This is a genomic window from Bacillus sp. FSL K6-1218 (assembly GCF_038006445.1).
GTDB lineage: Bacteria > Bacillota > Bacilli > Bacillales > Bacillaceae_G > Bacillus_A > Bacillus_A thuringiensis_S.
Map to the genome: position 1 here is coordinate 1838657 of NZ_JBBOVE010000001.1, position 26086 is coordinate 1864742.

Below are 26086 nucleotides of genomic sequence, written 5' to 3' on the forward strand. Positions count from 1 at the left end.
TGTTGGTGAGAATTATCAACAACCTATATTTAACTTTAACGATGAGAGTTTTGAAGTATATTATATTGATGCACAAAGAATTTATTTGTTTTAGGTAAAAAAAGTGATAAAATGTTAGTAAGTACTTACTAATATAAATCTACTATCAAGGCACTGTAAGGTAAAAAAATTTAAAGATTGGGGAGATAAGAATGAATAATAAATTAACTCATAGCTTTGCTTTATTTGCTTTAATCTCAGGTTTTTTTATGGCAATTTTAGATTCAAACATAGTTAATATTGTCTTACCTGAAATGACAATCAGTTTTAACACTTCGGTAGAACATATTTCTTGGGTTATAAATAGTTATAATTTAGCATTTGCTGTTTGTTTGTTACCTATGGCAAAATTAGCTGATCGATTTGGACGTAAAAAGTTTTATGTAATAGGTTTATTTGTATTTACAATTAGTTCTTTATTATGTGGACTATCTATTTCATTGGAAACAATAGTCCTATTTAGAGTAATTCAAGGAATTTCAGCAGCTATAATTGTTCCGGTGGCAATGCCTTTAGGTTTAGAATTAGTACCAAAAGAAAAGCAAGGGATTATAGGAGGAATAATGGGGGCCTTTGGAGGACTTGCTGCAGCTATAGGACCGGCTTTGGGGGGAATACTAAGTGATCAATTAAGCTGGAAGTGGATTTTTTTCATAAATATTCCTATAGGATTGATTGCCTGTGTATTAGTATTGATTTTATTTAAAGAATCTTATGATGAATTATCAGAGAAGAAAATAGATTGGTTAGGGGTATTGTTATCTTCTCTATTTTTATTTACTTTAGTTTTAGCTTTATTAAAAGTGAATGACGATAGTTGGAACAAAGAGTATATAATTTTATTATTTGTAATATCTATTATTAGTTTTATAAGTTTTATTAATATTGAAAAAAAATCAAAGTATCCAATATTACCACTTTGGCTATTTAATAATCGTCAATTTTCAGTCGGAAATCTATTGCTATTTATAGTAGGAATGGGTATGATGAATATCATTTTTTTATTATCATTTTTTTTAACACAGGTTCAAGGAATAAGTGAATTGAAAGCAGGTCTGATAATTAGTGTATTGGCCATATTTTCTATGATTGTGACAACTATAATGACACCTATAGCCACTAAAAAAGGTAGTAGATGGATAGGAATGGCAGGAATGTTGTTATTAGCTGTTACTACTTACTCTTTTACTACAATGTCTACAGATTTTACAAGTTTAGATTATATTTGGCGAGTAGCAGTAGGTGGGGTAGGAACAGGATGTACACTTGCTCCAATATCTACTACTGCAATTTTAAGTGTTCCTGTTAATAAGTCGGGTATGGCTTCTAGCATAACAAATATATCTCGTACTATTGGTAGTATATTAGGTGTAGCAGTTTTAGTAGCATTACTAAATAATCAATTGGAATCACAACTAAATCTGGTCAAAAAAGAAATGGTAAACAAAGTTGAACATACAAATATGCCAAAAGAAATAAAAGAGAAATTAATTATAAATGTTCAACAAATAGATAGAAAACATATGAAAGACACATCTTCTAAAGATTCTTTAGAGAAATTTATTTATCAAATAGAAGAAAGAAAAAAAGTTGCTATACATAATACTCCTGAAGAGCTTGCAGAAAAAGTAAATCAAGATTTTGAATTACAAGAAAAAACAATCTCGGATATATATCAGGATGCAAAGAAGCAATATAAAAAAGCGATTACTAATAGTTTTAATAATACGTATAGATATAGTTGTATTATTTTGATTTTAGGAATTATTTTTTCGGTATTTAATACAGCAAAAAGACAGGAATCTGTATATTATTTAAAATCATAAGCAGTTTGTGTAGTACAGATTTTATGAAATTTAATGTGAGGTAGGAGCAGATGCAAATAATCGCCGTAAATATATCAGAGGAGCTTTCTGTCAATGATTTTGAAGAACTTCTTAGCTATGTTCCATTAGAAAAACAAAAAAAAATAAAGAGTTTTTTGCATTTTAAAGATGCAAAACGAACATTAGTTGGAGAAATATTAGTTAGATCTATACTAGGTAAACAGTTATCATTAAAGAACAAAGATATTAATATATATTACAATGCCTATGGTAAGCCTTATATAAAGATAGAGGGAAATTATTTCAATCTATCACATTCAGGAGATTGGGTGGTTTGTGCATTTGATTCATCACCAGTGGGAATTGATGTAGAAATTATTAAATTGATAGATTTAAGTCTAGTGCTATCTTTTTTTTCCACTGAAGAAGCGGAATATGTATTTTCCATTAAATCACAAAACGAACAAATTAATAGATTTTACGATTTATGGACTTTAAAAGAGAGTTATATTAAAGCGATTGGGAGAGGGTTATCGATACCTTTGGAGTCATTTTCAATTGATTTAAGAAATTATTTAGAAATAATTAAAATGAAAAGTGTATTGGATAATCGATATTATTATTTTAAAAAATTATTTATAGATGAAAATCATAAATTATCTATCTGTACTATGCATCCACAAATATCTAATGAAATTGTATTTAAAAAGATTAAAGAGATTATCTCTTTAATGAAAGAGAATGCTTAACTAAAATAACGGCTTATACTAAAACAAAATTGCTGTTGGGGGTTTGTGGGGACCTAGAAGAGTGATAAAGAAGTTTCTTTTAATACTCATAGATTAATAACAAAAGAAAATACAGTGTTTTTTTGCGGTTTTTAGTATTTGTTATAATGGAGAATTTATAGTACAAGAAATTATAAATACAAATATAATTAAAAAATTACTAACGAGGATTATGAAGGTGGGGGATTTTTGTTAATTGAAAACAATTAGTATTCCATAATTTTAATTATCGGGTGTGAAAAAAGGGGAAATATGTATGGTTTACTGCCTATCAATCGTACTTAATATTATGCAAGTTGAGTGCGGACAAAATATAAAGATTTAAGGATACATACAATTGTGTGCTTCATGATGTAATAAGTGAGGATATAAGATCATTGTAATAGTTAGGTGTCGTGCAAATATATATAACATAAACATCTTTTAATATTTGTAGAGGTATATTAAAAAGCTTCATTTTAATAAAATCAAAATGAAGATAAAGTATCTAGAAATTAGGAGGAATTACGTGAATGAGGAATTAAATTATCTGGCTGAATCCTTTATAGATTGCCAAATAGCTACTGAGAAAATAATTGGGTCAGAATATAGTGATTTTATAGCCCTTGCTAACCTATCAAAAGAACTAGCATCTTTTAATAGATTTACAAATGTAGAAGTAATAGACCTTTGGCGGAATTATCGGATTAATAAATATATACAAAGAAAATATAGATTAACCCCTCATTATTACAAAGGATTTAAAGAAATAGTAGGATTAGATAACATTTATTTGTGTAAAAAAGCTCAGGGATTTTTTTGTACTTTTCAATTTGGTGATTTTAATCTCATTGATTATCAATTATGTAAAATATTTAAAACAAATGTTTTTTTAACTCGAAGTAAATATTTGAATATTTCCGATTTAAAAAAGATTAAGGAAGATGAGATTTATCCTGGTTTGTTATTTTTAGATAACTTTTTGTGTAAGCGGATTAGTACAGAAGATAATAATACAACTTTTTTAAACCTAACATTTAAATCAGAAGCAATTAATTTATTATGTTCATTAAAAAAACCGTTATGTTTATTGATTGCTGATAAGAATAGAAATGGAGAATCACGTTTGGTAGCCTATAATTTATTTAAATCAATACATGTAGGTCAGAATAAAAAACAAAAATTATTTACATGTATATTAGAACCCTTTAATTTGAAAGTGAGATTATATCCTCATTTATGGGGATTATGGGATAAACTCTACACTTATGAAATAAGGAGTGAGGAAAATCTTAAATTTACAAAATTAGAAGTTGATTGGTTTGATAATGATAAAAGTTTAGGGCTAAATATAAAGACGGGAAATATATTGAATTTGGAAAAAAGTACAAAATCTAACCTTAAAGTTCTAGAGCGAGTATAGTGAAATGGATACAACTTGATTGATAGATTTTAAAGAGAGTTAATAATCATGTAGAGAAAGCTCGCTGTTAAAGAGCAAATTATGATTTGTCTACTACAACGAGATAGTTAAAGTATTCTATGGATAAATCGATAAAAAATTCTAATTTTTTAAAGTTTAATACATAAATTATTGTGGCATTTCCTTACAGTACCATCTTTTTTAGAAAAATGATGGCAAATTGAAGGTAGATAGTATCGATAAAATTAATTGCAATGAAGAGAGTATAAAAAACAATGTAAATGAAAAGATAGTGGTTAAAAAATAGAGAAAAAGACACCAAATTTTATGGTGTCTTTTTTTGTTTAAGGATATCAAAGAAATTGTTATATTATGAGTTTCTATTGTGAAGCCATAAAGAATAAGCGTATAATATTATAGGTCTCACATTTGCGAGACAAACCGCGAATGATAAATAAGATTGTTGTTTTATCATCGCTTCTAAACATATAGACAATGAAAGTAACACTGGAATACGGATAGGGAGTTATAAAATGAAATTAATTATTGCCGAGAAACCAGATCAAGGGTTGGCTCTTGTTTCACAGTTTAAATATCGCCGGAAAGATGGATATTTAGAGGTAGAAGCGAATGAGTTATTTCCAAATGGAGCGTACTGTACATGGGCAATTGGTCATTTGACGCAGTTATGTAATCCAGAGCATTATCACGCAGAGTGGAAAAAATGGTCACTTAATACATTACCGATGATTCCAGAGCGTTTTCAATTTGAAGTAACAAAGTCAAAGTATAAGCAATTTAACGTTGTGAAACAGCTGTTACACAATCCACAGGTAACAGAAATTATTCACGCAGGCGATGCTGGTCGTGAAGGGGAACTGATCGTACGAAATATTATTAATCTTTGTAACGTGCAAAAGCCGATGAAGCGTCTATGGATTTCATCTTTAACGAAGCAAGCTATTTATCAAGGGTTTAAAAATTTACTTGATGAATCAGATACAATTAATACGTATTACGAAGCATACACAAGATCTTGTGCTGACTGGGTTGTTGGCATGAATGCATCACGTGTGTTTAGTATTTTGCTAAAGAAAAAAGGAATGAATGATGTATTTTCTGCTGGTCGTGTCCAAACACCAACGTTAGCATTGATTGTAAAGCGTGAGAAAGAAATTGAAAACTTTAAGTCAGAGCCTTTCTGGGAAGTGTTCGCAACCTTTAATATAGAAGGAAAGAAATATGACGGGAAATGGGAGAAGGATAATGAATCCCGCTTAAAAGACCCTGATATGGCGAATAAAATTGCGGCATTTTGCCAAGGGAAACCGGCTGTTGTGAAGGAAATGAAAACGGAACGTAAAGAGTTTCAGCCACCGCTTTTATTCAACTTATCATCACTGCAAGCAACGGCAAATAAAGCCTTTAAGTTTTCACCGAAAAAGACGCTTGATATAACGCAAGCACTATATCAAAAAGGGATTGTTTCTTATCCACGTTCAGATTCTAACTATGTTACACAAGGAGAAGCAGCAACGTTCCCTGATATTTTACAGAAGTTAAGTCAATTTGATGAATATAAAGGCTTATTACCGGCACCAATTGAATCCATTATGAACAATAAGCGTTATGTGAATGAAAAGAAAGTAACAGATCACTACGCAATTATTCCGACAGAGCAAGTTACAAACCCAAGTAGATTATCAGGTGATGAAAAGAAAATTTACGATATGATCGTCAGAAGGCTTATTGCAGCGCATTATGAAGTTGCAATCTTTGACTATACAACGATTGTAACGCTTGTAGATGAACGTGCTGAATTCATTTCAAAAGGAAAACAGCAAATTCAAGAAGGTTGGCGTAAAGTTATTTTCCAAGACGATAAAGATGACGAAACCATTCTTCCAATTGTAGCTGAAGGCGAAGAAGGAAAAGTTGTAAAGGTGAAAGTGAAAGAAGGGAAAACACAGCCACCGAAGCGCTATACAGAAGGACAACTTATTACGTTAATGAAAACAGCTGGTAAGTATTTAGAGAATGAAGAGCTAGAGAAGGTATTGAAGAAAACAGAAGGTTTAGGTACGGAAGCGACTCGCGCGGGTATTATTACGATGCTGAAAGACCGTAAGTATATAGATGTAAAGAAAAACCAAGTGTATGCGACTGATAAAGGAAAAGTATTAATTACCGCAATTGGTGACAAAATACTAGCTTCACCGGAAATGACTGCGAAATGGGAACAACGTCTTGCGGAAATTGGTGAAGGTACAGCTTCTCCTGCTACATTTATGGAACAAACGAAAAAGCTATCAGCTAAAATTATTGAAGATGCAGTGGAAATGTCTGAGAAGTGGGATTTCACTGGACTACATGTTGAATCAATTGAACGAAAAGGATCCAAATTTACAACGGGTAAAAAGGTTGGTAGCTGTAAAAAATGTGATGGCGATGTGATTGATAAGTCAACGTTTTACGGCTGTTCTAATTACAACACGACACAATGTGACTTTACCATCTCGAAGAAGATATTAAGTAAAACAATTTCGCAAAAGAATATGACAAAGCTCTTAAAAGGTGAGAAGACCGATTTAATTAAAGGCTTTAAAAAAGGCGAGAAAACATTTGATGCGAAGCTAGAGTGGAAAGATAATAAGATTAATTTTGTGTTTGAGAATTAAGTTGTCAATAAATAAAAAAGATATTTACTGAATAAAAAAGTTCTTTCTTGAGTAAAAGCCTCTGTAACAGGTTAGGTTTGAAAAAATATTTATAGAAAAGAAAAAGCATGACAAATTTATGTCATGCTTTTTCTACAATTAGTCAAGCGATATTTATCTGGAACATCCGGGTATGAAGGTGCATTGTATATGGTAAAAACAATTTTCTACCATATTAATTAATATAGCTTGATTCAATTGAAGTGTCCAAAAGGAACAATTAACTAGACTAGAGAAAATTAAAAGGAAATAATTTTCTGTTTGTTATTATTCTGATAAAACTTTGAGTTTAGAAAAAGAAGCGATAAGAACAAATCATTTTTTTCTAATTAATTCTTTTTTAGTATATAGGGAGCATAAAATTTTTTGAACTTTTTCTCAAGGATAATAATATTCCTTCCGCAAAGCGGATGGGGTTAAACTTGCCTTGCACAAATATATACTTTTTATAATCATCAAAGATTTCAAAAGAAATTAAATAACCTGAGTCCCTATAAATATAGAACTCAGGTTGCTTAGTTGTGCTTTTTAAATCCTGTCTACTTAACAGGGGGCACTGCATATGGAACGGAGCTTCTTTTTTTATTTTTGAATAATAAACTGTTAGGCTTCAAATTTAACAATAAAGTATAAGCCGCTTTTTGAATTGTAAGAAAAGCTAGTATAGCCATCAGTGAGTAATAGAAGTTATTAAAAAGCTAATTAAAGTTTGTAACAATTGATCAGAACAGTCTATGCTTTCTTTCTCATATACCTTGCTTCTAGTAGCCATTCTGTATAAAGTACCTACTGGGGTCCCGCCCCATGCCCATCAAGCTAAAAAGAACGAGTTACCCCAAAACAATAAAAAGCGGGCGAAATGTACACGTTTTTCGTTCTGAGGGTATTATGAGATCTTAAGTTGATGGATGTGTGGCGAGACTATATGAAAGAAAGTTTTGCTCTTTTAACCAAAAACGGTCGTTTATGGTTAGATGAAATACTTACAGCTTTTTATGTGGTGCCCATTTTTTAAGATGTAATAAAAGGTAGAATAGTTGTATCAGGAATTTGCCAAATTCCTTGTATCTGTTGTCCCATATGGAAGAATCTCGTATATTTTTGCAGCAAGTGCCTGAGGAGACTCCCTTGACCCTCTTTTAATCCAATCGGTAACAATATTGAAGATACCGCCTGCTAAAAACAGGATTTGCATTCTGCTCATGTCATGATCGTGTGTAATATCCGCTTGAAAGACCTTTTCCATTGTGTAATTCAAGTAATCAAGCATCATATTAGATATATTTGAATCAATTAACTTTCCTGACGGCTTCTGTGCAGAGACAAATCCCTCTATGATATATTCAATAATTAGCTGCATACTTTCATACGGATCCAAACTATCAACCTCTTTCAAGAATTGTTGAACAATTTCATCCACAGATGCTTGCACGACGTCGTAAACGTTGCGGTAGTATTTATAGAATGTGACTCTGGCAACTCCAGCCTTTTTACAAATAGCTGTTACGGTTATATCTTGCAATTTATGTTCATGCAACAGTGCGCTCAATGCCTCCATAATGTATGTTTGAGAGTGTATACTGTCTTCTCTTGACTTCCTCAAAGCTAACACATCCCTTCATTCTGTTCGTTTTAAGTGTAAATAATCACATATTGCTTGAAAGATGAAAATTCACTGTTATACTTACACTTGTAAGTACAATTGTTAGTGCGGTGATAATTTCATTGTATAAAAGGACATTATCGCTGTCAATGTGTACCATTTTCTTTGTTTTTTACTGGCAATTTGTCGCCATTTTGCAAGCTATAAATAGGGAGGGATATTCAGATACAATCTATAATAAGTATTTTAAAATCTTATTATATGAATGATATGTAATTTAGGCATTTGTACGTTTCTAGATTACAACGTAAGAAGAATAATTTTTGACAAGAATAGGGTGAGATTTAATTGGCAAAACATCTGTATAAGTTAGGATATTGGGCAGTAAATCATAGGAAGAAGGTTGTATTCAGCGCACTCGCAATTCTTATTGCATTAGTGCTTTTTGCAGTCAACATGGGTTCCTCTTTCAAGGACGAGCTGAGTATTCCGAATACACCAGCAGATAAAGCAGGAAAAGTAATTGAAAAAGAGTTTAAAGCGATGCAACCAGCAGGTGCCCAAGTAAAAGTGACATTTAAAGCACCAAAAAACGAAACCTTGGAGTCAGCGGAAGTACAACAGAAAATTGCAGGAGTTCTTGAAGAGATAAAAAAAGACTCAGCTGTTGATTCTGTGGCAGCACCGATGCAACTGCAGAACCTCAGTGAAGATAAGACAATTGGATATGCAGTTGTTACGTACAAAGTAAAAGCAGAAAAGGTTACAGAAGCTTCTAAAGATAAGATTTTAGATAGTATTGAAACAACAAGGGATGCCGGCATTCAAACGGAGTTATCAGGAGGCGATGTTACGTTTTCTGACTCAGAGACTTCAGGTATGACTGAAATTGTCGGGGTTCTTGTTGCCTTCGTAGTCCTGGCATTTACCTTTGTGTCTTTTCTAGTAGCTGGACTGCCGATTCTCACTGCGATAATCGGATTAGCAATTGGAATGCTAGGAATCATAATTGGAACCAATTATGTGGAAATCCAATCAGTTTCCTTATCATTAGCTGCCATGCTGGGACTCGCAGTAGGCATAGACTATGCACTCTTCATTATCAATCGTTTTAGACAGCAGCTTGCACAAGGAGATTCTGTTCCAGAATCTGTTGCCATCGCAACGGGAACAGCGGGAAGTGCCGTAATCTTCGCAGGATTAACTGTTATTATAGGTCTTTTGGGACTGTCTGTTACAAAGATTCCATTCCTGACAGCGATGGGCGTATCAGCTGCCTTTACTGTGCTTGCAGCTGTGTTGGTTTCCGTCATCATATTACCAGCCATTTTGGGACTTGTCGGCCATAAGATTGCCCCATCTAAACAAAATCGATTCTTGCAAAAGATGACTGGGGCAGGTAAGAAACATGCTGGTTCAAATAAATGGGGAGAATTTGTCATAAGACGTCCTCTGATTGTCACGATTTTCGCAATCGGACTACTTGCAGTGATTTCAATTCCGTTTTTCCATATGAACCTTGGCTTGCCTTCTGATGGAACAACAAAGTCCACAGAAACGACAGAAAGAAGAGCATATGATTTGTTGACGGAAGCGTATGGGGAAGGATTTCATGCTTCTTTAATGGTAGTAGCAAAATCAGAAGAAGCAACAGCTGAAACGCAAAATGCTATGAACACCATCGCAAAAGAATTGGGTAACCTACCTGACGTGAAAAGTGTGACACCAGCTATCCCTGGGCCTTCTGGAAAGATTTATATGATTTCTATTACACCAAAAACTGGACCTGATGATACAAAGACAAAGGATTTGGTAAAAGCAATCAGGGACAAATCGAACCAAGCCGAGAAAAAAAATGAAATTGAACTAATGGTAACGGGCACAGCAGCGATGAATATTGATATCGTGCAAAAGCTGAGTGACGCCTTGCCAGTTTTTGCTGCCCTTATTGTGGGACTTGCGTATGTACTCTTAGTTCTAGTGTTTAGATCTCTGCTCATTCCATTAAAAGCAGTATTAGGGTTTCTACTTTCTCTTGGCGCTACGTTGGGAGCCGTGGTATTTTTCGTGCAGGATGGACATTTCCAAAATATATTTGGGTTCCCGGCTGCCGGTCCGATCTTAGCCTTCTTGCCTGTCATTCTGATTGGCATCTTGTTCGGACTCGCCATGGACTATGAGGTGTTCCTAGTGAGCAAAATGCGGGAAGTATATACGCATACAGGTGATCCGAAGAGAGCTATTGTAGAAGGAATGCGGGAGAGCGGGAGAGTCGTAGTCGCAGCGGGATTAATTATGATGTCTGTATTTATTGGATTCATGTTGGCGCCTGATACCATCATTAAATCCATAGGCATGGCTCTTACATTCGGTGTTTTCTTTGACGCATTCATCGTGAGAATGACAATCGTACCTGCAGTCATGATTCTCATGGGTAATTCAGCCTGGTACTTGCCAAAATGGCTGGATAAAATTTTGCCTAACATTGATGTTGAAGGAGAAAGCATTATACATCGCGTAGAAAACAAAAATGAAAAAATATATAAACAGAACCGTTAAATTTAATTCATAGTTGTATTCATTTAAAAAACCGCTTCCCTATAAAATAGGAGCGGTTTTTTAGAGAAAGTATAGATCCTCCTTCGCTAATTATGTAAATATATAAAAGGAACTAAGGTTTTGCACTATCCATAAAGAAAAAAAGACGTTATCCTTTCTGTATAATTATAGGAAAGGATGGCGTTTCTTTATGAATCTTTCGATTCTTGACGAACTTCAACCGATCGCTGAAGAATTACAACGACATATGTCTCCTCATGTTTTAGAACACCTAGCCAAAGAAAAAGGATTCGTTCAGCGAAAGAGTAAATATCAAGCACAGGAGTTAGTTGCTTTATGTGTATGGCTTAGTCAACAGGTCGCAAGTACATCACTCACACAAATATGTAGCTGTCTGGAAGTATCTACAGGTGTTCTTATCAGTCCTGAAGGGCTTAACCAACGATTTAATGCTTCCGCAGTACAGTTTCTTGAACAAGTTCTAGCTAACCTTCTAACTCAAAGGATTTATTCAACACAAGAAATAATTCATAAATATACCACGACCTTTAAACACATTCGTATTCTAGATTCTACAACATTTCAGCTTCCAGATAAGTTCTCTTCACATTACCAAGGCTCCGGTGGAAGTAGCCATACGGCAGGAGTTAAAATTCAATTGGAGTATGACCTATTGAGTGGAAAGTTCCTGCACGTTTATGTAGGAGAGGGAAGAGAAAATGATAAAACCTTTGGTACAACAAGTCTACAGACCATTCAACCAAAAGACTTGTACATAAGAGATTTAGGCTATTTTGACTTACATGACTTACAGAAGATCCATGATAAAAGAGCTTACTATGTCTCACGGTTGAAATTAAATTCTCGAATCTATCGTAAGAATGATGAGCCAGAGTATTTTCGAAGTGGGACCGTGAAAAAAGGAACACTCTATATTCAGTTAGATATGGAAGAACTCATGAATCAATTGCCGCCTGGTCAAACTATGGAAATTTCAGAGGCATACATTGGACAATATCAAAAATTGCCAGCTCGTGTTATTATTCATCGATTAACAAAGGAACAAACCGAAAAAAGGTTGAAAGAACAAGCCAAAAGAGAAAAAAAGAAAGGTATTATCTACAAAGAACGGAGTAAAAGGCTGAGTGGAATCAACGTGTATATTACGAACATTTCTGCAGAAAATGTTCCAACGGAACATATCCATGACTTCTATTCATTACGTTGGCAAATTGAAATTTTATTTAAAACATGGAAATCTTTCTTTCAAATTGACAGGTGCAAAGGAATCAAGAAAGAACGCTTAGAATGTCATTTATATGGGCAACTCATTAGTATCCTACTCTCTTCATCGACGATGTTCAAAATGCGTCAGTTACTCTTGGATAAGAAAAAGAAAGAGTTAAGTGAATACAAATCCAATTATATGATAAAAAATTATTATCTATTGTTTTATGAAGGATTACAAAAGGACATCCATGAATTATTAAAAGTTTTACTGCGCTTGTTTTATTTTTTAGAGAAAAACGGTAGAAAATCTCATCGGTACGAAAAGAAAACCGTCTTTGATATCTTAGGTGTTGTGTATGATTATACATTGTCACAAAGCTTCAAAGTTGCATAATATTTTTTTAAATACCTATTTAATAGGTTTATTTGTTATGACCACCTTTAGTACAGCCGTAGAAATTTTAAAAAATAACCCTCACATATATCCTCTTAGCGCCCTTAACTTGATGGCGATGGGATGGTATCCCTAGTAACAAAAAATATTTATAAAAGATCTGCTTTCTTGTCTCATTAGGAGAACATGATAGTCTAAATTTATGTTAATGGGCATAGGAAAGGATTCTACAAACATTAAATACGATTGACAACATGAGATTACAAGTGTAATATTCAGTTGTAGATTACACTTGTAATATAAGGAGGCATAATTTTAAACAATGAAAGAATTACCTAAAATTTCGGAAGCTGAATTAGAAGTAATGAAAGTATTATGGTCAAAATCTCCACAAACGGCAAATGAGGTGATTGAAGCGTTAGAGGTGAAAATGGATTGGAAACCGAAAACGATTCGAACACTGATTAATCGATTAGTTCACAAAGAAGCAGTGGCTTACCATCAAGATAAAGGGCGCTTGTACTCTTATTATCCTTTGGTATCGCAAGATAGTTATTTACAAGTAGAAACGAAATCTTTACTTAAACGTTTCTATGGTGCAGCATTTAAACCTTTACTTGTAAATTTCTTAAAAGAAGAAAAGCTGTCTTCAGAAGATATTAACGAACTTAAACGTATTCTGGATGAGAAAACTGAGGAAAATCAGAGGAAGGATAGATTATAGTGATAGAAAAATTTATAAATATCTATCTACCTGCTTTTTTTGATTGGATGATTGAGACTTCCATTATGGCTAGTATATTAGTGGGCCTAATTTTGTGTATCAAGGTCTTGTTTAGAAATAAGTTAACTCCACGTTGGCAATATATGCTATGGATCATATTAATTATAAGACTTGTATTACCTTGGTCGCCAAATAGTTCCTATAGTATCTACTCTGTACTTACTTACAAGAATAATGATGCATTTATTTCTAGCCAAAACCCTGTAGCTAGTATTCTTACAAAAGAACGTATGCAAGAATTGAAGAATATAGATAATACAAAGGATTTCACAAAAGAAGATACTTATACCTCAAGTTCAACACAAACTACTCAGACAAATAAGACACAAACATACAATAATGAAAAGCAGGATGAAAAGACGGTTCCATTCTATACAATCTTTATATACATTTGGCTTACTGGCGTTATCCTTCTAAGCTTTGCTACTTTTATAATGAACAGGCGTTTATTACTTTACATAAGAAAACAACCTGTTATTACAGATGAGAAGATTATCCAGATTTTTGAAAAGTGTAAGCACTCTATGTCTATTCAACGGAATATCCCTCTATTTGTATCTGGAAAGGTTTCCAGTCCAACAGTGTTCGGATTTATTCGTCCCAAGTTGTTATTGTCAACTGTACATATGGAAATATTAGATGAACAACAGTTACGATATATTTTTTATCATGAATTAGCTCACATCAAGCGAAGAGATGTTGGTGTGAACTGGCTTATGCATGGCTTACTCATTTTAAATTGGTTTAATCCAATTCTATGGTATGCCTACTCATGTATGCGGGAAGATCAAGAACTAGCATGCGATGCATTAGCTCTTACATGTATAGATTCAGAGGAACAAATTGCGTATGGACATACTATTATTAGTCTATTGGAACACTACTCAAGTTATTATCAAGTACCAAGTATAGCAAATTTTAGTAAAAACCAGAGAGCGTTAAAAAGGAGAATTCTAATGATTAAAAAATTCCAAAAAAAATCATATCGTTGGTCTGCGATAGGGGCTGTGGCAGTTATTGCAGTATCATCTGTATCCTTATTAAATGCCCGTGCTGATAAGCCGACTAACCCTGAGAAACAACAAATAGAAGTCAAAAATAATATGAAAGAATTAAAAACACAAACCGATATTCCTATACAGCAAATTGTAGAAAAAATGATTGGTACAAAAGAACAGGCAGATGCAGAATTTTTTATTTCAGAGGGAGATTATAATACTTTACTTACAGAACTTGGGGTGGCACGAAATCTGTTTACGAAAGAAGAATTTGAACGATTTATTGATTTAGAAACAGTGGCATCTACTTTAGGTAGAAAAGAAAAGTTAGACCCAGAAGAGGAAAAAAAATATGAGAAAAACAGTGAAGAAATTGGACCATTTAGAGATAAAATTTATTCGCATTTTAGATTAACTAAAAAGGAAGCACAGAAATATCTTGATTTTCCAATTAAGACCCCAAGTTATGTGGTAAAAGGGTATAAATTAACTGGACAAGATGTTCAAACACCGATGACTACTGAAAAAATGAATCCCACTATTGTTTCTCAATATCAAAATGAAGATAATGTGTATTTTGTGTACCAAACTGCAGATACTGATCAGGGAGAAAATTTGTCGAACAAAGTAGCGGAGTATAATGAAAAGGTAACAAATTATGAATTAGAAGGTACAAAAATAAGCTTAATTGAAAGTCTTGATACAGAGGAACACTATAAATTAATGCAAATGATTGTTCCTGCAAAAGGAAAGAATAGCGCTTATCAAGTCATAATTCTTGCAGGTGATTTAAGTAAAGAAGAAACAGAGAAAATTATGCTGTCCTTTCTAAAATAAAAATAGAGTCTCAGGATTCCGTTCTTGAGGCGATATTTTTTAGCTTAAACGAAACCTATAAGTGGGAAGAGAAATTAGTATAGTCTATATAATAAAAAAGTAAAATGATATTTAGTTTTGCTAGCTTGATTGAGGTGGATAAAAAATAACAATTTAAAACATAAATTGAATCTAGGTAGGTATATTGTATGGAGAACAGGAGGGAGTATAATTCAAAAAAAAGTAATGGAAGAATACTAGCAAATGGTGATGTATTTTAACACTATCACCTGGATTGAGAAGTAAAACCTCATCATTTAGATATAGTTTTACGTGCCCTTTTATAATAAATGCTATTTCTTCACCTTTATGTGCCACAGGCTCCATAGATGAAGCGGTTTGAGGTAGCAGATTGATTAAAGCCAATTCCAGTGATCCATCTAAATTGGGAGATAATAACTCATACGAAACATTACCGCTTTCAGGGAAAGTCATTTTTTTCTTTGGTTAGCTCTTACAACTAATTCTTCTGTATTGGTATCTTCCAAGAAAAAATTTAATAAAAGAATATTTAATGCTACAGAAATTAACTTTAGTGTTTGTAAGGGTGGATTCGTGATCCATTGCTCAATCTTACTTAACATGGAAGGCGTTGTATCAGCTATTTCAGCTAAATGTTTACTAGTTAATCCTGCACCTTTTCGAAATGCCATAATTTTTTGAACAACATTAATATTGTTCATATAAATAATCTCCATTAAATGAGTGGAGTATATTAAATTAAAATTAATTTTATTTACTTATACTTAATATACTGTTAATATATATTTAATTAAAATAAATTAAGATTAATTTTCAAACTGTCAACTGATGCGAAAACGTGGAAAAAAATCTACTTAGAAGTAAAGGGATTACTGTTATTGAATATACAACAGACTATAGTAAAGCGATAGAAAAAGAAGAATACAAGCTAATAATGTATTCTTAAGTTTTTAAAGGACGTGAAATGAACATGAAACCAGTTTTAAAATATATAATTATTTCCCTTGTTTTTTCAATAGTAGGGGTGTGTTGGGCGCTGTTTGACATCTTTATGTTAGATGCAGACTGGCTATTGATTTGGATAGGTGTATTAATGGCATATCTATCGTTGTATATTGTGATAGGTCTATATAGTAGAAAAACGTACGACTCAAAATTGGCTAAAGTGCTTCTAAAAACAATAATTACAACCTTTAGTTTTGGAGCATTAGGAATATCATTCGGAGTTGTACACGAGATATTAGGACCATTGAGTCTTACTTTAATGACATGGTATTGGTTTATAATGCTATTTTTATATTTAATACCCATAATATTATTAGTGATTTTAGTATTGGTAAATAGTAAAAATCATAATTTCCCTTGGGTATATAGTATACTTATACTTCTAAATATACTTCTTACGTTATGGCCGTTATTATGGCCGTTATTTATTAATTTTATGGGATCTGCTATGAATGCAAGTGCAGGATGGTAGCAGCTCACAGATTATAAAAAGATTTAAAAGAAAAAGGTTATGAATTTGAAGCTTATAACCGAATATAAAAAAATATGAATAAATTAAATGAATGGAATAAGAAATTAATATAGGGTTTAAATATTTGTAAGAGCGTGTTTAGCAAAATATATAACAACACGCTCTTTTAACTGGCTATTTTATATTATTTAAATTTTAAAAATAGTATTGATTAAATGAAAAAGAGAGTTTTGCTCTCTTTTTTTGCATTTCAGCAAAACCTAATTAAATGTGAAGTGAAAATTCATTTGGAATTTATATTAGTAGCGAAAGATATTCAAGAAGTATCTACTTTCGTGTCTAAAAAGTATCCATTTTCATGTCTTTTGTACAAGGACATGAAAGTCTAAACTAAAATCTCATAAACAATCGTTGATACATTACCATTATAATAAATTTTGTAGGTACTTTCATGTCTCAATACTGGGACATGAAAGTCTAAACTTTTTGAACACAGGACACGAAACTCTAAACTACTAAGCCAGTAATAATCTAATAAGATGAAATATAGCTTTCATCTTATTAGATTTCCTGAGTATAATTGTTACATTTTTCATTCAAAAATATGAAATGTTTTTATTAGTTCATCCTTCTCCAAAAATTTCCATTAAAAGAAATATAAATGATTTGAACCATAGTGAAACAATCAGATAAAATCAAAGCTCTTAACATATTATAAATGACCAATATGTTAGGAGCTTTGATTTAATAATAAATATTATTACACATATTAAGAGTTTGGCATCGGTGTTGGAGTAACGTTTATACCTTCTTTCTTATATTGCTTGTCGATGTATTCACGAATTTCTAAAGTAGAGGCTCCATTTTGCTTCATTAAAACAGCTTGGAAAGCAATATCTAAACAAGCTGCTTGACTCATCGCATGTGATTCCCATGTAACTTCACCGTTCTCTTTAATTTCACGGATAAAACAATCTTTATTGCTTTTATGGTTAGAGTTTTCGTCACACCCACAGTAACAAGGAATCCATTGTAAGAGTTCGGTGTCTTTTCCTACCATTCCATAAATTTGAGAAACTTGTCCATTTGTGGTAGATGATAAAAAAGAAGGAAGAGTTTCTATATTAGCTGTTGTTTCTAGAGTATCGCCTTTAAAATGTTCACCTTTATTTTTTGTTTCTTGTAACTGATTTTGTGTGTGTTTGTTCTTAGTGGGTGATGAATCATTAACGGAACTACAGCCGATTAATAGGCTTACTAATAAAACTACAGGTATGATCTTTGACATCATACTGTCTCCTCTCTGTAGAAATTCCTTTATAGATAATGCTTCGATTTACATATTGTTTTTTATTAATTCGTTTTTGATCTCGTTAACAACATAAACAAAGTAATCATACAAAAAGCAATTAAAGCTAAAAATGGGATTGTGATAAAACCTAGCCAATTGATGTAATCAACATTACAAGGGACACCTTGGACGCATGGATTAATTTCTGAAACACCAGGGATTTTTTGTATTGCATAGTGATAAAGTGAAATACTTCCACCAATAATAGAAATTGGTAATATATACTTTTTAATGTTCTTTTCATTATAGAACGTGGCAATGCCTAAAATAATACAAAGCGGATACATCATTATTCGTTGAAACCAACACAATTCACATGGTATGAACCCCAGAATCTCACTGAAAAACAGGCTACCTAGTGTAGTAATCATTGACACAATCCATGCCATATATAAGGTGTAATTACGCCATTCAAAGTTCTTTTTTGTTGTATTCATCATTTCTTTTCCTTCAATGCTTTTTCAATTAAATTTTTGATTTGTTCATAATCATAAGGATCCGATAACATTGTTCCATTTACAACAATGCTCGGTGTTTGTTCTACACTGTAGTCTTGTGTTAGTTTTTCATCTCTGTTTACTTCTTCTTGTTCTGTTTGTTTTTTCAAATCTTCTTCGAGCTGAGTAGTGTTAATACGTGGTGTATATGTTTTTGCGATTTCTAATAGTTTTTCAGGAGTAATCCATGGATCATCGTGATTTTCTGGCTGTGCGTTAAATAATTCCTTATGGAAACTCCAATATGCTTGTGGGTCTTGTTTATAAACAGATTCAGCAGCTAAAGCAGACAATTTTGATTCTGTTCCGTGGAATAAAACATTCACATATGAAAATTTAACTTTCCCCGTATCAATATAGTCTTTTTGTAATTGAGGGAAGATACGCTCACCCCATGCTTTACAAGCAGGACACTTAAAGTCACCAAACTCAATAATAGACACTGGTGCATCTTCTTTTCCTAAAGTAGGTTGCTTACCGATAGGAGGTAAATCTTTTATCACTTTATTCGTAGCAACTTTTTCTTCTTTATTTAAAACGACGAAAGCTGTAACCACAGCGAAAATGATTAATGTGGTAATTAACAATAATTTTATGTGAGAGCCTTGTTTTTTCTTCATGTAAACACCTCGAATTTTTAGAGTTTAATAGGAACATAATAAGAAGGTTTTTAGTTATCGAATTCGTTTAATATCACGGATGATATCCTCATATGGTGTGTTTTGAAGGCCTGAATATTTCTTTACAACTTTTCCATCTTTGTCTACGAGATAGAAGCTCGTACCGTGTATAACTTGTGAGTTGTTTTCTGGTTTGGTTACAAGGGTTTGGAAGTTCTCTTTTGCAAACTTTTCAATGTCTGGTCTTGTATATCCTGTTAGGAAATGAGTTCTCTTTGTATCCATTTCATAGACCTTCATAAATTCCGTTATTTTTTCAGGTGTGTCTACTTCTGGATCTACACTGAATGATACAAACTCTACATCTTTAATTCCTTCTGCATGCAACATTTTTTGAAGTTTTGCCATATTGGCTGTCATAGGTGGGCAAACAGTCTGGCAGCTTGTAAAGATAAAATCAGCTACCCAAACCTTTTCTTTTAACTCAGATGAACCAAAATTTTTCCCATTTTGATCTGTAAATGCAAACTTTTCTACATCCCAATTTAGTGAATCTCTTAGTTTATTATCACTACATGCTCCTAAAATCGTAACTATGGAAATAAGCATAAGTAATCCAATTACACGCATTTTTTTCATATGTATACCCTTTCAAAATATATTTAAGGTACGGAGCTACTAGGTAGCCCCGAATCTTATTATTTGTTTCGTAATAAACGCATACTGTTAAGTATTACAATAAGCGCAGCCCCTGTATCACTTAGTACAGCCATCCAAAGAGTAAGCCAACCTGGGAAGATAAAGGCAAGGGCAATGAATTTAATAATCAATGAGAACCATATATTTTGTTTAATGATGTGCAATGCTTTTCGGCTTAGTTTCATTGTATAAGGAAGTTTTTCAAGATTGTCTGCCATCAATACAATATCTGCCGTTTCCATTGCTGTATCAGTTCCTGCACCACCCATGGCAATACCAAGGTTTGCAGTAGCAAGGGCAGGGGCATCATTAATACCATCCCCGATCATAGCTACTGTTTTCCCTTCAGATTGAAGTTGTTTTACAGAATGAACCTTATCTTTTGGAAGTAAGTTAGCAAAATAACGATCTACTTTTGCTTTCTGTGCAATGTGTTCAGCTGTTCCTTCATTGTCTCCTGTTAACATAACAGTTTCACGAATACCTGATTGTTTTAATTCTTGAATTGTTCCATAAGTAGTAGAACGAATGGAATCTGCTACTGAAATCATTCCTAAAATAACTTTATTTGTTCCAACAAGTATCACGGTTTGACCAATTCGTTGCATTTCCCTAATCGGTTCGTTCCACATTTGCAGCGAAACTCCAAACTCTTCATATAATGCTTTATTTCCAGCGTAGTATGTTTCATCATTTATCGTTACTTGAGCACCTTTTCCTACAATTGCACGGAAGTCAGTTCCACTTTGAATAGAAGTTTGATGTTCTTTAGCATAAGCCGTAATTGCTTTTGCAATTGGATGGTTAGAATATTCTTCGATTGTTGCTGCAATTGATAATAATTCATCTTCAGTACAATCTAAGCTTCGTACATGCATTACTTTTGGTTTTCCTTCGGTTAATGTTCCTGTTTTATCAAATGCGATAGCATTTAATGAACCTGCGACTTCTAGAGCTGTACCACCTTTAATAAGTACACCGTTTCTTGCTGCATTTCCAATTGCAGATACAATAGCGACTGGAGTAGAGATAACTAAAGCACAAGGACAAGCGACAACAAGAAGTTCCAATCCTTTATAAATCCATTCCATCCAGGCACCCATTCCAAGAAGGGGAGGGATAATCATAACACCAATTGCTAATACAAAAACGATAGGTGTATAGACTTTCGCGAAACGATCTACAAATGCTTCAGTGGGTGCTTTCTTCTCCTGTGCTTCTTCTACAAGGTGAATAATTCGAGATAATGTAGTGTCTTCAACGAGTTTAGTTACTGTAATTTCAAGCGAACCTTCTTCATTGATTGTTCCTGCATATACAGCATCCCCAATTTGTTTATCAATTGGGATAGACTCACCAGTTATCGGCGCTTGGTTTACAGTAGAAGCGCCTCCTGTAACTATGCCGTCTAGTGGGATTTTTTCACCAGGCTTTACAAGAATCGTTGTATTCACTGCAATATCATCTACAGATTTTTTTATAAGTTCAGTTCCAACTTTTACCCAAGCTTCTGATGGTGCTAAATCAATTAATCCACGAATAGATTCCCGTGTACGCTCAATTGATTTGTTTTGTAAGGTTGCTCCTAATGCAAATAACCAAACAACGGTTGCTCCTTCTAGCCATTGACCGATTAATGCAGCACCAATAGTAGCCGATATCATGAGAACATTCATATCAAGTGATTTACTTCTGATTGCATAAAAGGCACTTTTTGCAGGTTTATAACCACCAATACCAATGCTTGCCGCATAGAGAAGTGTAATAAGAAGAGGCGATATGTTTGTAAAACTTCCTCCAAATCCTAAAGCTAAAAATAACCCTGAAAGAATCAAAGTTGTATTTTTTGATTTCGAAACAGGTGCCGCTCCTCTACGAGTTCCTGCTAAGGAGGCTTCAAATCCTGCATTAGATACTTCTTTAATAATGTCATCTGCATTTCGATTATGACGAATTTGCATTTTTCCTGTAGCGAAATTAACTCGAACTTCCTCAACGCCAGAAACATTTTGTAGATGTTTTTCGATTGTTAAGGCACAAGCTCCGCAGTCCATACCATCTACCACATATGTTTGTACACCATCTCCTGTTACTTTCTGATTATCACGGGGTGATGGGGATTCGCATGAGCTATCACTACAACATGAAGTTTCTGATGTTACTTCTTCTATTTGTATGGCGGATGCAGAAGAGCAACATGAGGATTCCTTTTCTGGTTTAGGTTCACAACAAGAAGCAGAAGAGGTATTCACTGTTTTCGCAGTATCAGTGTTACTACTACAACATGAATCTTTCTTAGCGATTGGAACAATTGGAATCTCTTTTTTAGAGGAACAACATGAGTTTGTTTCTTTTGTTTTTTCTATTTCCACAGTATCTTTGTCACTACTACAACAGGAAGCCTCCTTAGTAGCAACGGGAACAATTGGAATTTCTTTTTTTGAAGAGCAACATGATGAATTTTCCTTTTGTATTCCTTCTTTAGTAGGAGTTGATGAAGACTCACTGTGAGAAGAAGTTTGACAGCAACTCGTTTGTTTTTCTTTCTTATCTGTCATGACAACTCTCTCCCTTTTGAGATAAGCATGCATCGTTTTTATCACATGATGCTACCTCGTTTTGAACTTCATAAAATACAACGTCAAACATTGTAAGTAACTGTTCGATTTGTGCATTTCGTAAAGAATAGTAGACATACTTTCCTTCTTGTCTTCCAAGAATAATGCCACATCCTTTTAAACAGTTCAGGTGTTGAGATATGTTTGACTGATTTCCGTTGATGATTTCTACAATTTCAGATACCGTTTTTTCCCCATCCATCATACATTGAAGAATCTGAAGCCTTGTTTTATCAGCAAAGCCACGGATAAATTTGGCTTTTATATCTAAATTATTTGTATTGCACAATTGTATTCACTCCAATCGTATTAGTAATTACTAATATGTTTATTGTTCATTTATATTAGCATTGACTAATATGTGTGTCAAAATAATTATAAAAAAGTCTGAAAAATATCATTTACTTAATTTTTATCTATGAAGTGCTAAGGATAAATTGGATAAAAACCCCTTGACGTGGAAAAAGGGAATGCTATAATTAACGAAAACATATGAACATATGAACAATTGCTCATATGTAAAACTTGAAAAGTAGGTAATGGGGGTGGATGCGTGTTAGACGTTATTGTAATTGGTGCTGGGCAAGCTGGATTAAGTATGGGCTATTACTTGAAAAAAGAAGGCTACGATTTTGTAATATTTGAGGGAGAAAAGAGAATTGGAGATTCGTGGAGAAACAGGTATGACTCTTTGGTTCTATTTACACCTAAATCGTATAGTTCATTGCCAGGTATGAAATTAGAAGGAGATAAAAATGCGTTTCCTACAAAAGATGAAATTGCAGATTATCTTGAAATATATACTGTTCATTTTTCGTTACCAGTACAGTTGGAAACGACTGTACTTAAAGTACAAAAAACAGAAAGTACATTTGAAGTATCTACCGATAAAGGAGTATTTCTTTCTAAGCATGTTATCATCGCATCTGGTGCTTTTCAGAAACCATTTATTCCTTCAATTTCACAACATCTCTCACAAGAGGTATTTCAAATCCATTCTTCTCAATATCAATCACCAAAGAAAATTCCAGGTGGTCCTGTCCTTGTAATAGGAGGAGGAAACTCTGGTACGCAAATTGCGACTGAACTTGCAGAGAGTCGAGATGTAACGATTGCTATTAGTCACCCATTTAAATTTTTACCACTCAAAATCATAGGAAAAAGCATATTTCATTGGTTAGAAAGGATTGGTCTCTTATATGCAGGAACTGATACAAAACGTGGAGTATGGTTTCGAAAACAAAGTGATCCTATTTTTGGTTTTGAATTTAAAAAATTAATTCATAATGGAAATATTGAAGTCAAATCAAGAGTGACACAAACACGTGAAAGAGAAGTAACTTTTGACGATTACAGTACGATAAATGTACAAAATATTATATGGGCAACAGGTTTTACTCCTGACTACAAATGGATAGATATAGAAGGGGTTTTAGATAAAAAAGGTTTTCCTATTCATAACAGAGGTGTCAGTCCAATCAAAGGATTATATTATATTGGATTACCGTGGCAACATCAAAGGGGATCAGCACTTATTTGTGGAGTGGGGAGGGATGCCGAATTTTTATATTCGGTTATAAAAAGTGTTTTTTAAATAATAATATTAAATCTAAAATCCATATTTGATTTATTGATGTGGATGTGAAAAATACATATTTTTAATTAGGAATCCTTATTATGAAAAGGATTCTTTTTTTGTCCCAAATGTAGCCTTGCTGTGGCTTTAAAATAGTGTTTGATCAAAATTACCTTTCAAACTCGTATTTTACGTTAAATAAAAGGAATCCGTTTTGAAAAAAGATTGATCAAAACGGATTCTTCTCTTGTGAATTAGTATAGATCTTTTATAAAAAAGTTTGATTATTTTATGCCTGTGATCTTCCACAATCGCGCCCTTTAATGGAAGACTTGATTTCAAAGTAAATTATATGAATGGGGGTGTTTTAAAATGGGTAGAAGTATAAATTTTAACAAAGAACATGTTTTGAATAAAGCTATGTATTTATTCTGGGAAAAAGCTTATGACGCTACATCCATTTCAAATCTTTTCAACACAGTGATCTAATACAAAACAATCGAGATAATTATGATGAATGCTGTCTTTAGCTTTTTATTTGTAAATTCTAGGAACTCTCTGACCCAAGTTACAAGCAACTTCATACGATATGGTTCCTAACATACTTGCCACTTCATCTAATGATATGAAATAATCCCCTTGACCTCCATAAACTACCACCTCATCACCAATATTTACACCCTTAATATCAGTAACATCAATCATACAAAAATCCATACATATTTTACCAAAAACAGGAGCTAATTGTCCGTGTATAAGGACATAAGCCGTTCCAGATAATCGCCTCGAATACCCATCTGCATACCCAATTGGAATAGTTGCAATAATTGCTTTATCTCTTTCAATGTTAGTTGCTCCATATGATACGCCATACCCTTTCTCAAGTGTCTGAATATAGATGACTTTGGTTTTTAACTGTATTGCTTGTTTAAGATTAACTTTTGTTTTATTCACCTCTTTAGATGGATAAAGACCATACATTGAAATTCCAATACGAACCATATCGTAGGTCATATCTGGCATTTCTATTGTTGCAGCACTATTCGCAATATGAAATAGGGGAATAGAAACTTTTCGTTTCTCCAATTCTTCCAATAACCTTTTCCATCGGTTCTTTTGTTTTTCTGCATACCGTTTGTCGGCTTCATCTGCGGTAGCAAAATGTGAGTACACTCCTTCTAGATAGAGCCCATCCATTCGTGACACGATATGGATAAAATCATTTGCTTCTTCTGCTTGAAGTCCCAATCGTCCCATTCCTGTATCGACTTTGACGTGAACCTTTGCCTTTTTTCCTAAGATCTGCCCAGACTTTGATAATGCTTCTGCATGTTCTATATCAAAAATTGATTGTGTTAAATCCCAATAAACAACATGATTCGCTGCTGATGGAGGTGTGTATCCAAGTATAAGTATAGGTGCCTGAATATCTGATTTTCGTAGTTTAATAGCTTCTTCTAAACTGGCCACTGCTAAATAATCCACTCCACTATTAATCGCTTTTTTGGAAACCTCGACAGCACCGTGACCATAACCATTCGCTTTTACGGTGGCCATTATTATTGTTGAGTTAGGTATTATTCTCCGAAATTCACTAATATTATGTGAAATATTGCTAAGGCTAATTTCAGCCCATATTGGTCTATACATCATTTCCCCTCACTTTAGGTGAATTTTCAATGATCGTTTCAAGTAGCTCATTAAACGGATTGCCGATTGCCCGCTGATTGTGCACTTTTTAAGAGCAGACTTTTTTTCGTCTTCCTAGGCAATTAATTAACTTCCAACACATAAGGGATACTTATACAGGACGGCCGTCTGTAAGCTTAAAGTCGTTAAATACTACATTCATACCCTTGCTAAAATTTTTACATACCTGCACTAATCCAAAAAGGTCCACACAATAAGTATTTTTACGGTCTTATGGTAGGGTGTGGAACCACCATGATAGATGGTAGCTAGAAAATATGATGGTGGGTCATCCCCCTTTAGATTAATTAAATTCAAATAAATTGTATAAGGAGTTATTCTATTAAATGGCCCAATTGTT

General features: G+C 33.4%; 19 protein-coding genes and 2 pseudogenes. 12 read left to right on the forward strand and 9 right to left on the reverse strand.

What is annotated here, in order from left to right; all coding sequences use genetic code 11:
* Window positions 1-191 precede the first annotated feature (191 nt).
* From MHI26_RS09500 to MHI26_RS31565, 5 genes are all read left to right on the forward strand, one after another.
* Window positions 192-1865, forward strand: a complete 1674-nt coding sequence (locus MHI26_RS09500; protein ID WP_016122316.1) for an MFS transporter — start codon at window positions 192-194, stop codon at window positions 1863-1865.
* Between the two features lie 50 nt (window positions 1866-1915).
* Window positions 1916-2614, forward strand: coding sequence for a 4'-phosphopantetheinyl transferase family protein (locus MHI26_RS09505; RefSeq protein WP_061667415.1), 699 nt, complete (start codon window positions 1916-1918; stop codon window positions 2612-2614).
* 547 nt (window positions 2615-3161) lie between these two features.
* Window positions 3162-4055 (forward strand): hypothetical protein, encoded by an 894-nt coding sequence (locus MHI26_RS09510; RefSeq protein ID WP_061667416.1) that lies wholly within the window; start codon window positions 3162-3164, stop codon window positions 4053-4055.
* 533 nt (window positions 4056-4588) lie between these two features.
* Window positions 4589-6733: a DNA topoisomerase III gene (gene topB / locus MHI26_RS09515; RefSeq protein ID WP_000766766.1), complete on the forward strand. Its 2145-nt coding sequence runs from the start codon at window positions 4589-4591 to the stop codon at window positions 6731-6733.
* Between the two features lie 474 nt (window positions 6734-7207).
* Window positions 7208-7291 carry an IS3 family transposase gene (locus tag MHI26_RS31565; protein ID WP_369281294.1) on the forward strand — a complete coding sequence of 28 codons (84 nt, stop codon included), beginning with the start codon at window positions 7208-7210 and terminating at the stop codon, window positions 7289-7291.
* A gap of 523 nt (window positions 7292-7814) precedes the next feature.
* Here MHI26_RS31565 and MHI26_RS09520 read toward each other — a convergent pair.
* Window positions 7815-8330: a TetR/AcrR family transcriptional regulator gene (locus tag MHI26_RS09520; RefSeq protein WP_048516921.1), complete on the reverse strand. Its 516-nt coding sequence runs from the start codon at window positions 8328-8330 to the stop codon at window positions 7815-7817.
* A gap of 393 nt (window positions 8331-8723) precedes the next feature.
* Here MHI26_RS09520 and MHI26_RS09525 point away from each other — a divergent pair, with 393 nt between their 5' ends.
* From MHI26_RS09525 to MHI26_RS09540, 4 genes are all read left to right on the forward strand, one after another.
* Window positions 8724-10934 carry an MMPL family transporter gene (locus tag MHI26_RS09525; protein WP_001062158.1) on the forward strand — a complete coding sequence of 737 codons (2211 nt, stop codon included), beginning with the start codon at window positions 8724-8726 and terminating at the stop codon, window positions 10932-10934.
* Between the two features lie 190 nt (window positions 10935-11124).
* A complete protein-coding gene (locus tag MHI26_RS09530) occupies window positions 11125-12558 on the forward strand; it encodes an IS4 family transposase (protein ID WP_061667417.1) in 1434 nt (477 codons plus the stop codon).
* Between the two features lie 322 nt (window positions 12559-12880).
* Window positions 12881-13282: a BlaI/MecI/CopY family transcriptional regulator gene (locus tag MHI26_RS09535; protein ID WP_000661422.1), complete on the forward strand. Its 402-nt coding sequence runs from the start codon at window positions 12881-12883 to the stop codon at window positions 13280-13282.
* Window positions 13282-15177: a M56 family metallopeptidase gene (locus MHI26_RS09540; RefSeq protein ID WP_061667418.1), complete on the forward strand. Its 1896-nt coding sequence runs from the start codon at window positions 13282-13284 to the stop codon at window positions 15175-15177. Before MHI26_RS09535 ends, MHI26_RS09540 begins: the two co-directional genes overlap by 1 nt.
* Before the next feature lie 252 nt (window positions 15178-15429).
* On the opposite strand, the pseudogene MHI26_RS09545 reads toward MHI26_RS09540, so the two are convergent.
* A pseudogene (locus MHI26_RS09545) lies at window positions 15430-15899 on the reverse strand (helix-turn-helix domain-containing protein); the annotation flags it as partial.
* Window positions 15900-16168: 269 nt separating this feature from the next.
* Between MHI26_RS09545 and MHI26_RS09550 the strand changes: the two are divergent.
* Window positions 16169-16675, forward strand: a complete 507-nt coding sequence (locus tag MHI26_RS09550; protein ID WP_000805763.1) for a DUF3902 family protein — start codon at window positions 16169-16171, stop codon at window positions 16673-16675.
* 769 nt (window positions 16676-17444) lie between these two features.
* Here MHI26_RS09550 and MHI26_RS09555 read toward each other — a convergent pair.
* From MHI26_RS09555 to MHI26_RS09580, 6 genes are all read right to left on the reverse strand, one after another.
* On the reverse strand, window positions 17445-17963 hold the full coding sequence (locus MHI26_RS09555; protein ID WP_000034772.1) for a PCYCGC motif-containing (lipo)protein: 519 nt from the start codon (window positions 17961-17963) through the stop codon (window positions 17445-17447).
* Window positions 17964-18028: 65 nt separating this feature from the next.
* The gene (locus tag MHI26_RS09560; protein WP_042972376.1) at window positions 18029-18466 is read right to left on the reverse strand and encodes a disulfide oxidoreductase; all 438 of its coding nucleotides are present in this window, start codon (window positions 18464-18466) and stop codon (window positions 18029-18031) included.
* Entirely contained in the window at window positions 18463-19143 is a 681-nt protein-coding gene (locus MHI26_RS09565) for a DsbA family protein (protein ID WP_061667419.1), read from the reverse strand. Before MHI26_RS09565 ends, MHI26_RS09560 begins: the two co-directional genes overlap by 4 nt.
* A gap of 54 nt (window positions 19144-19197) precedes the next feature.
* On the reverse strand, window positions 19198-19782 hold the full coding sequence (locus tag MHI26_RS09570) for an SCO family protein (protein ID WP_000738790.1): 585 nt from the start codon (window positions 19780-19782) through the stop codon (window positions 19198-19200).
* A 59-nt stretch (window positions 19783-19841) separates the two neighbouring features.
* A complete protein-coding gene (locus MHI26_RS09575) occupies window positions 19842-22400 on the reverse strand; it encodes a heavy metal translocating P-type ATPase (RefSeq protein WP_042972378.1) in 2559 nt (852 codons plus the stop codon).
* Window positions 22390-22749, reverse strand: coding sequence for an ArsR/SmtB family transcription factor (locus MHI26_RS09580; protein WP_000336207.1), 360 nt, complete (start codon window positions 22747-22749; stop codon window positions 22390-22392). The genes MHI26_RS09575 and MHI26_RS09580 overlap by 11 nt, the downstream gene beginning before the upstream one ends.
* Window positions 22750-23013: 264 nt before the next feature.
* On the opposite strand from MHI26_RS09580, the gene MHI26_RS09585 reads away from it, so the two are divergent.
* Window positions 23014-24054 (forward strand): flavin-containing monooxygenase, encoded by a 1041-nt coding sequence (locus MHI26_RS09585; RefSeq protein WP_061667420.1) that lies wholly within the window; start codon window positions 23014-23016, stop codon window positions 24052-24054.
* Between the two features lie 354 nt (window positions 24055-24408).
* Window positions 24409-24519 (forward strand): annotated as a pseudogene (locus tag MHI26_RS09590) (TetR/AcrR family transcriptional regulator); the annotation flags it as partial.
* Window positions 24520-24570: 51 nt separating this feature from the next.
* Here the strand turns inward: MHI26_RS09590 and alr are convergent.
* Window positions 24571-25686, reverse strand: coding sequence for an alanine racemase (alr, locus tag MHI26_RS09595; protein ID WP_061667421.1), 1116 nt, complete (start codon window positions 25684-25686; stop codon window positions 24571-24573).
* Window positions 25687-26086 lie beyond the last annotated feature (400 nt).

Excerpts from the sequence above, each read along its gene's own strand:
- MHI26_RS09500 (WP_016122316.1), top strand. The coding sequence starts at position 192 with ATGAATAATAAATTAACTCATAGCTTTGCTTTATTTGCTTTAATCTCA.
- topB (WP_000766766.1), top strand. The coding sequence starts at position 4,589 with ATGAAATTAATTATTGCCGAGAAACCAGATCAAGGGTTGGCTCTTGTT.
- MHI26_RS09505 (WP_061667415.1), top strand. The coding sequence starts at position 1,916 with ATGCAAATAATCGCCGTAAATATATCAGAGGAGCTTTCTGTCAATGAT.
- MHI26_RS09535 (WP_000661422.1), top strand. The coding sequence starts at position 12,881 with ATGAAAGAATTACCTAAAATTTCGGAAGCTGAATTAGAAGTAATGAAA.
- MHI26_RS09560 (WP_042972376.1), bottom strand. The coding sequence starts at position 18,466 with ATGATGAATACAACAAAAAAGAACTTTGAATGGCGTAATTACACCTTA.
- MHI26_RS09520 (WP_048516921.1), bottom strand. The coding sequence starts at position 8,330 with ATGGAGGCATTGAGCGCACTGTTGCATGAACATAAATTGCAAGATATA.
- MHI26_RS09555 (WP_000034772.1), bottom strand. The coding sequence starts at position 17,963 with ATGTCAAAGATCATACCTGTAGTTTTATTAGTAAGCCTATTAATCGGC.
- MHI26_RS09550 (WP_000805763.1), top strand. The coding sequence starts at position 16,169 with ATGAAACCAGTTTTAAAATATATAATTATTTCCCTTGTTTTTTCAATA.
- MHI26_RS09575 (WP_042972378.1), bottom strand. The coding sequence starts at position 22,400 with ATGACAGATAAGAAAGAAAAACAAACGAGTTGCTGTCAAACTTCTTCT.
- MHI26_RS09530 (WP_061667417.1), top strand. The coding sequence starts at position 11,125 with ATGAATCTTTCGATTCTTGACGAACTTCAACCGATCGCTGAAGAATTA.
- MHI26_RS09565 (WP_061667419.1), bottom strand. The coding sequence starts at position 19,143 with ATGAAGAAAAAACAAGGCTCTCACATAAAATTATTGTTAATTACCACA.
- MHI26_RS09570 (WP_000738790.1), bottom strand. The coding sequence starts at position 19,782 with ATGAAAAAAATGCGTGTAATTGGATTACTTATGCTTATTTCCATAGTT.
- alr (WP_061667421.1), bottom strand. The coding sequence starts at position 25,686 with ATGTATAGACCAATATGGGCTGAAATTAGCCTTAGCAATATTTCACAT.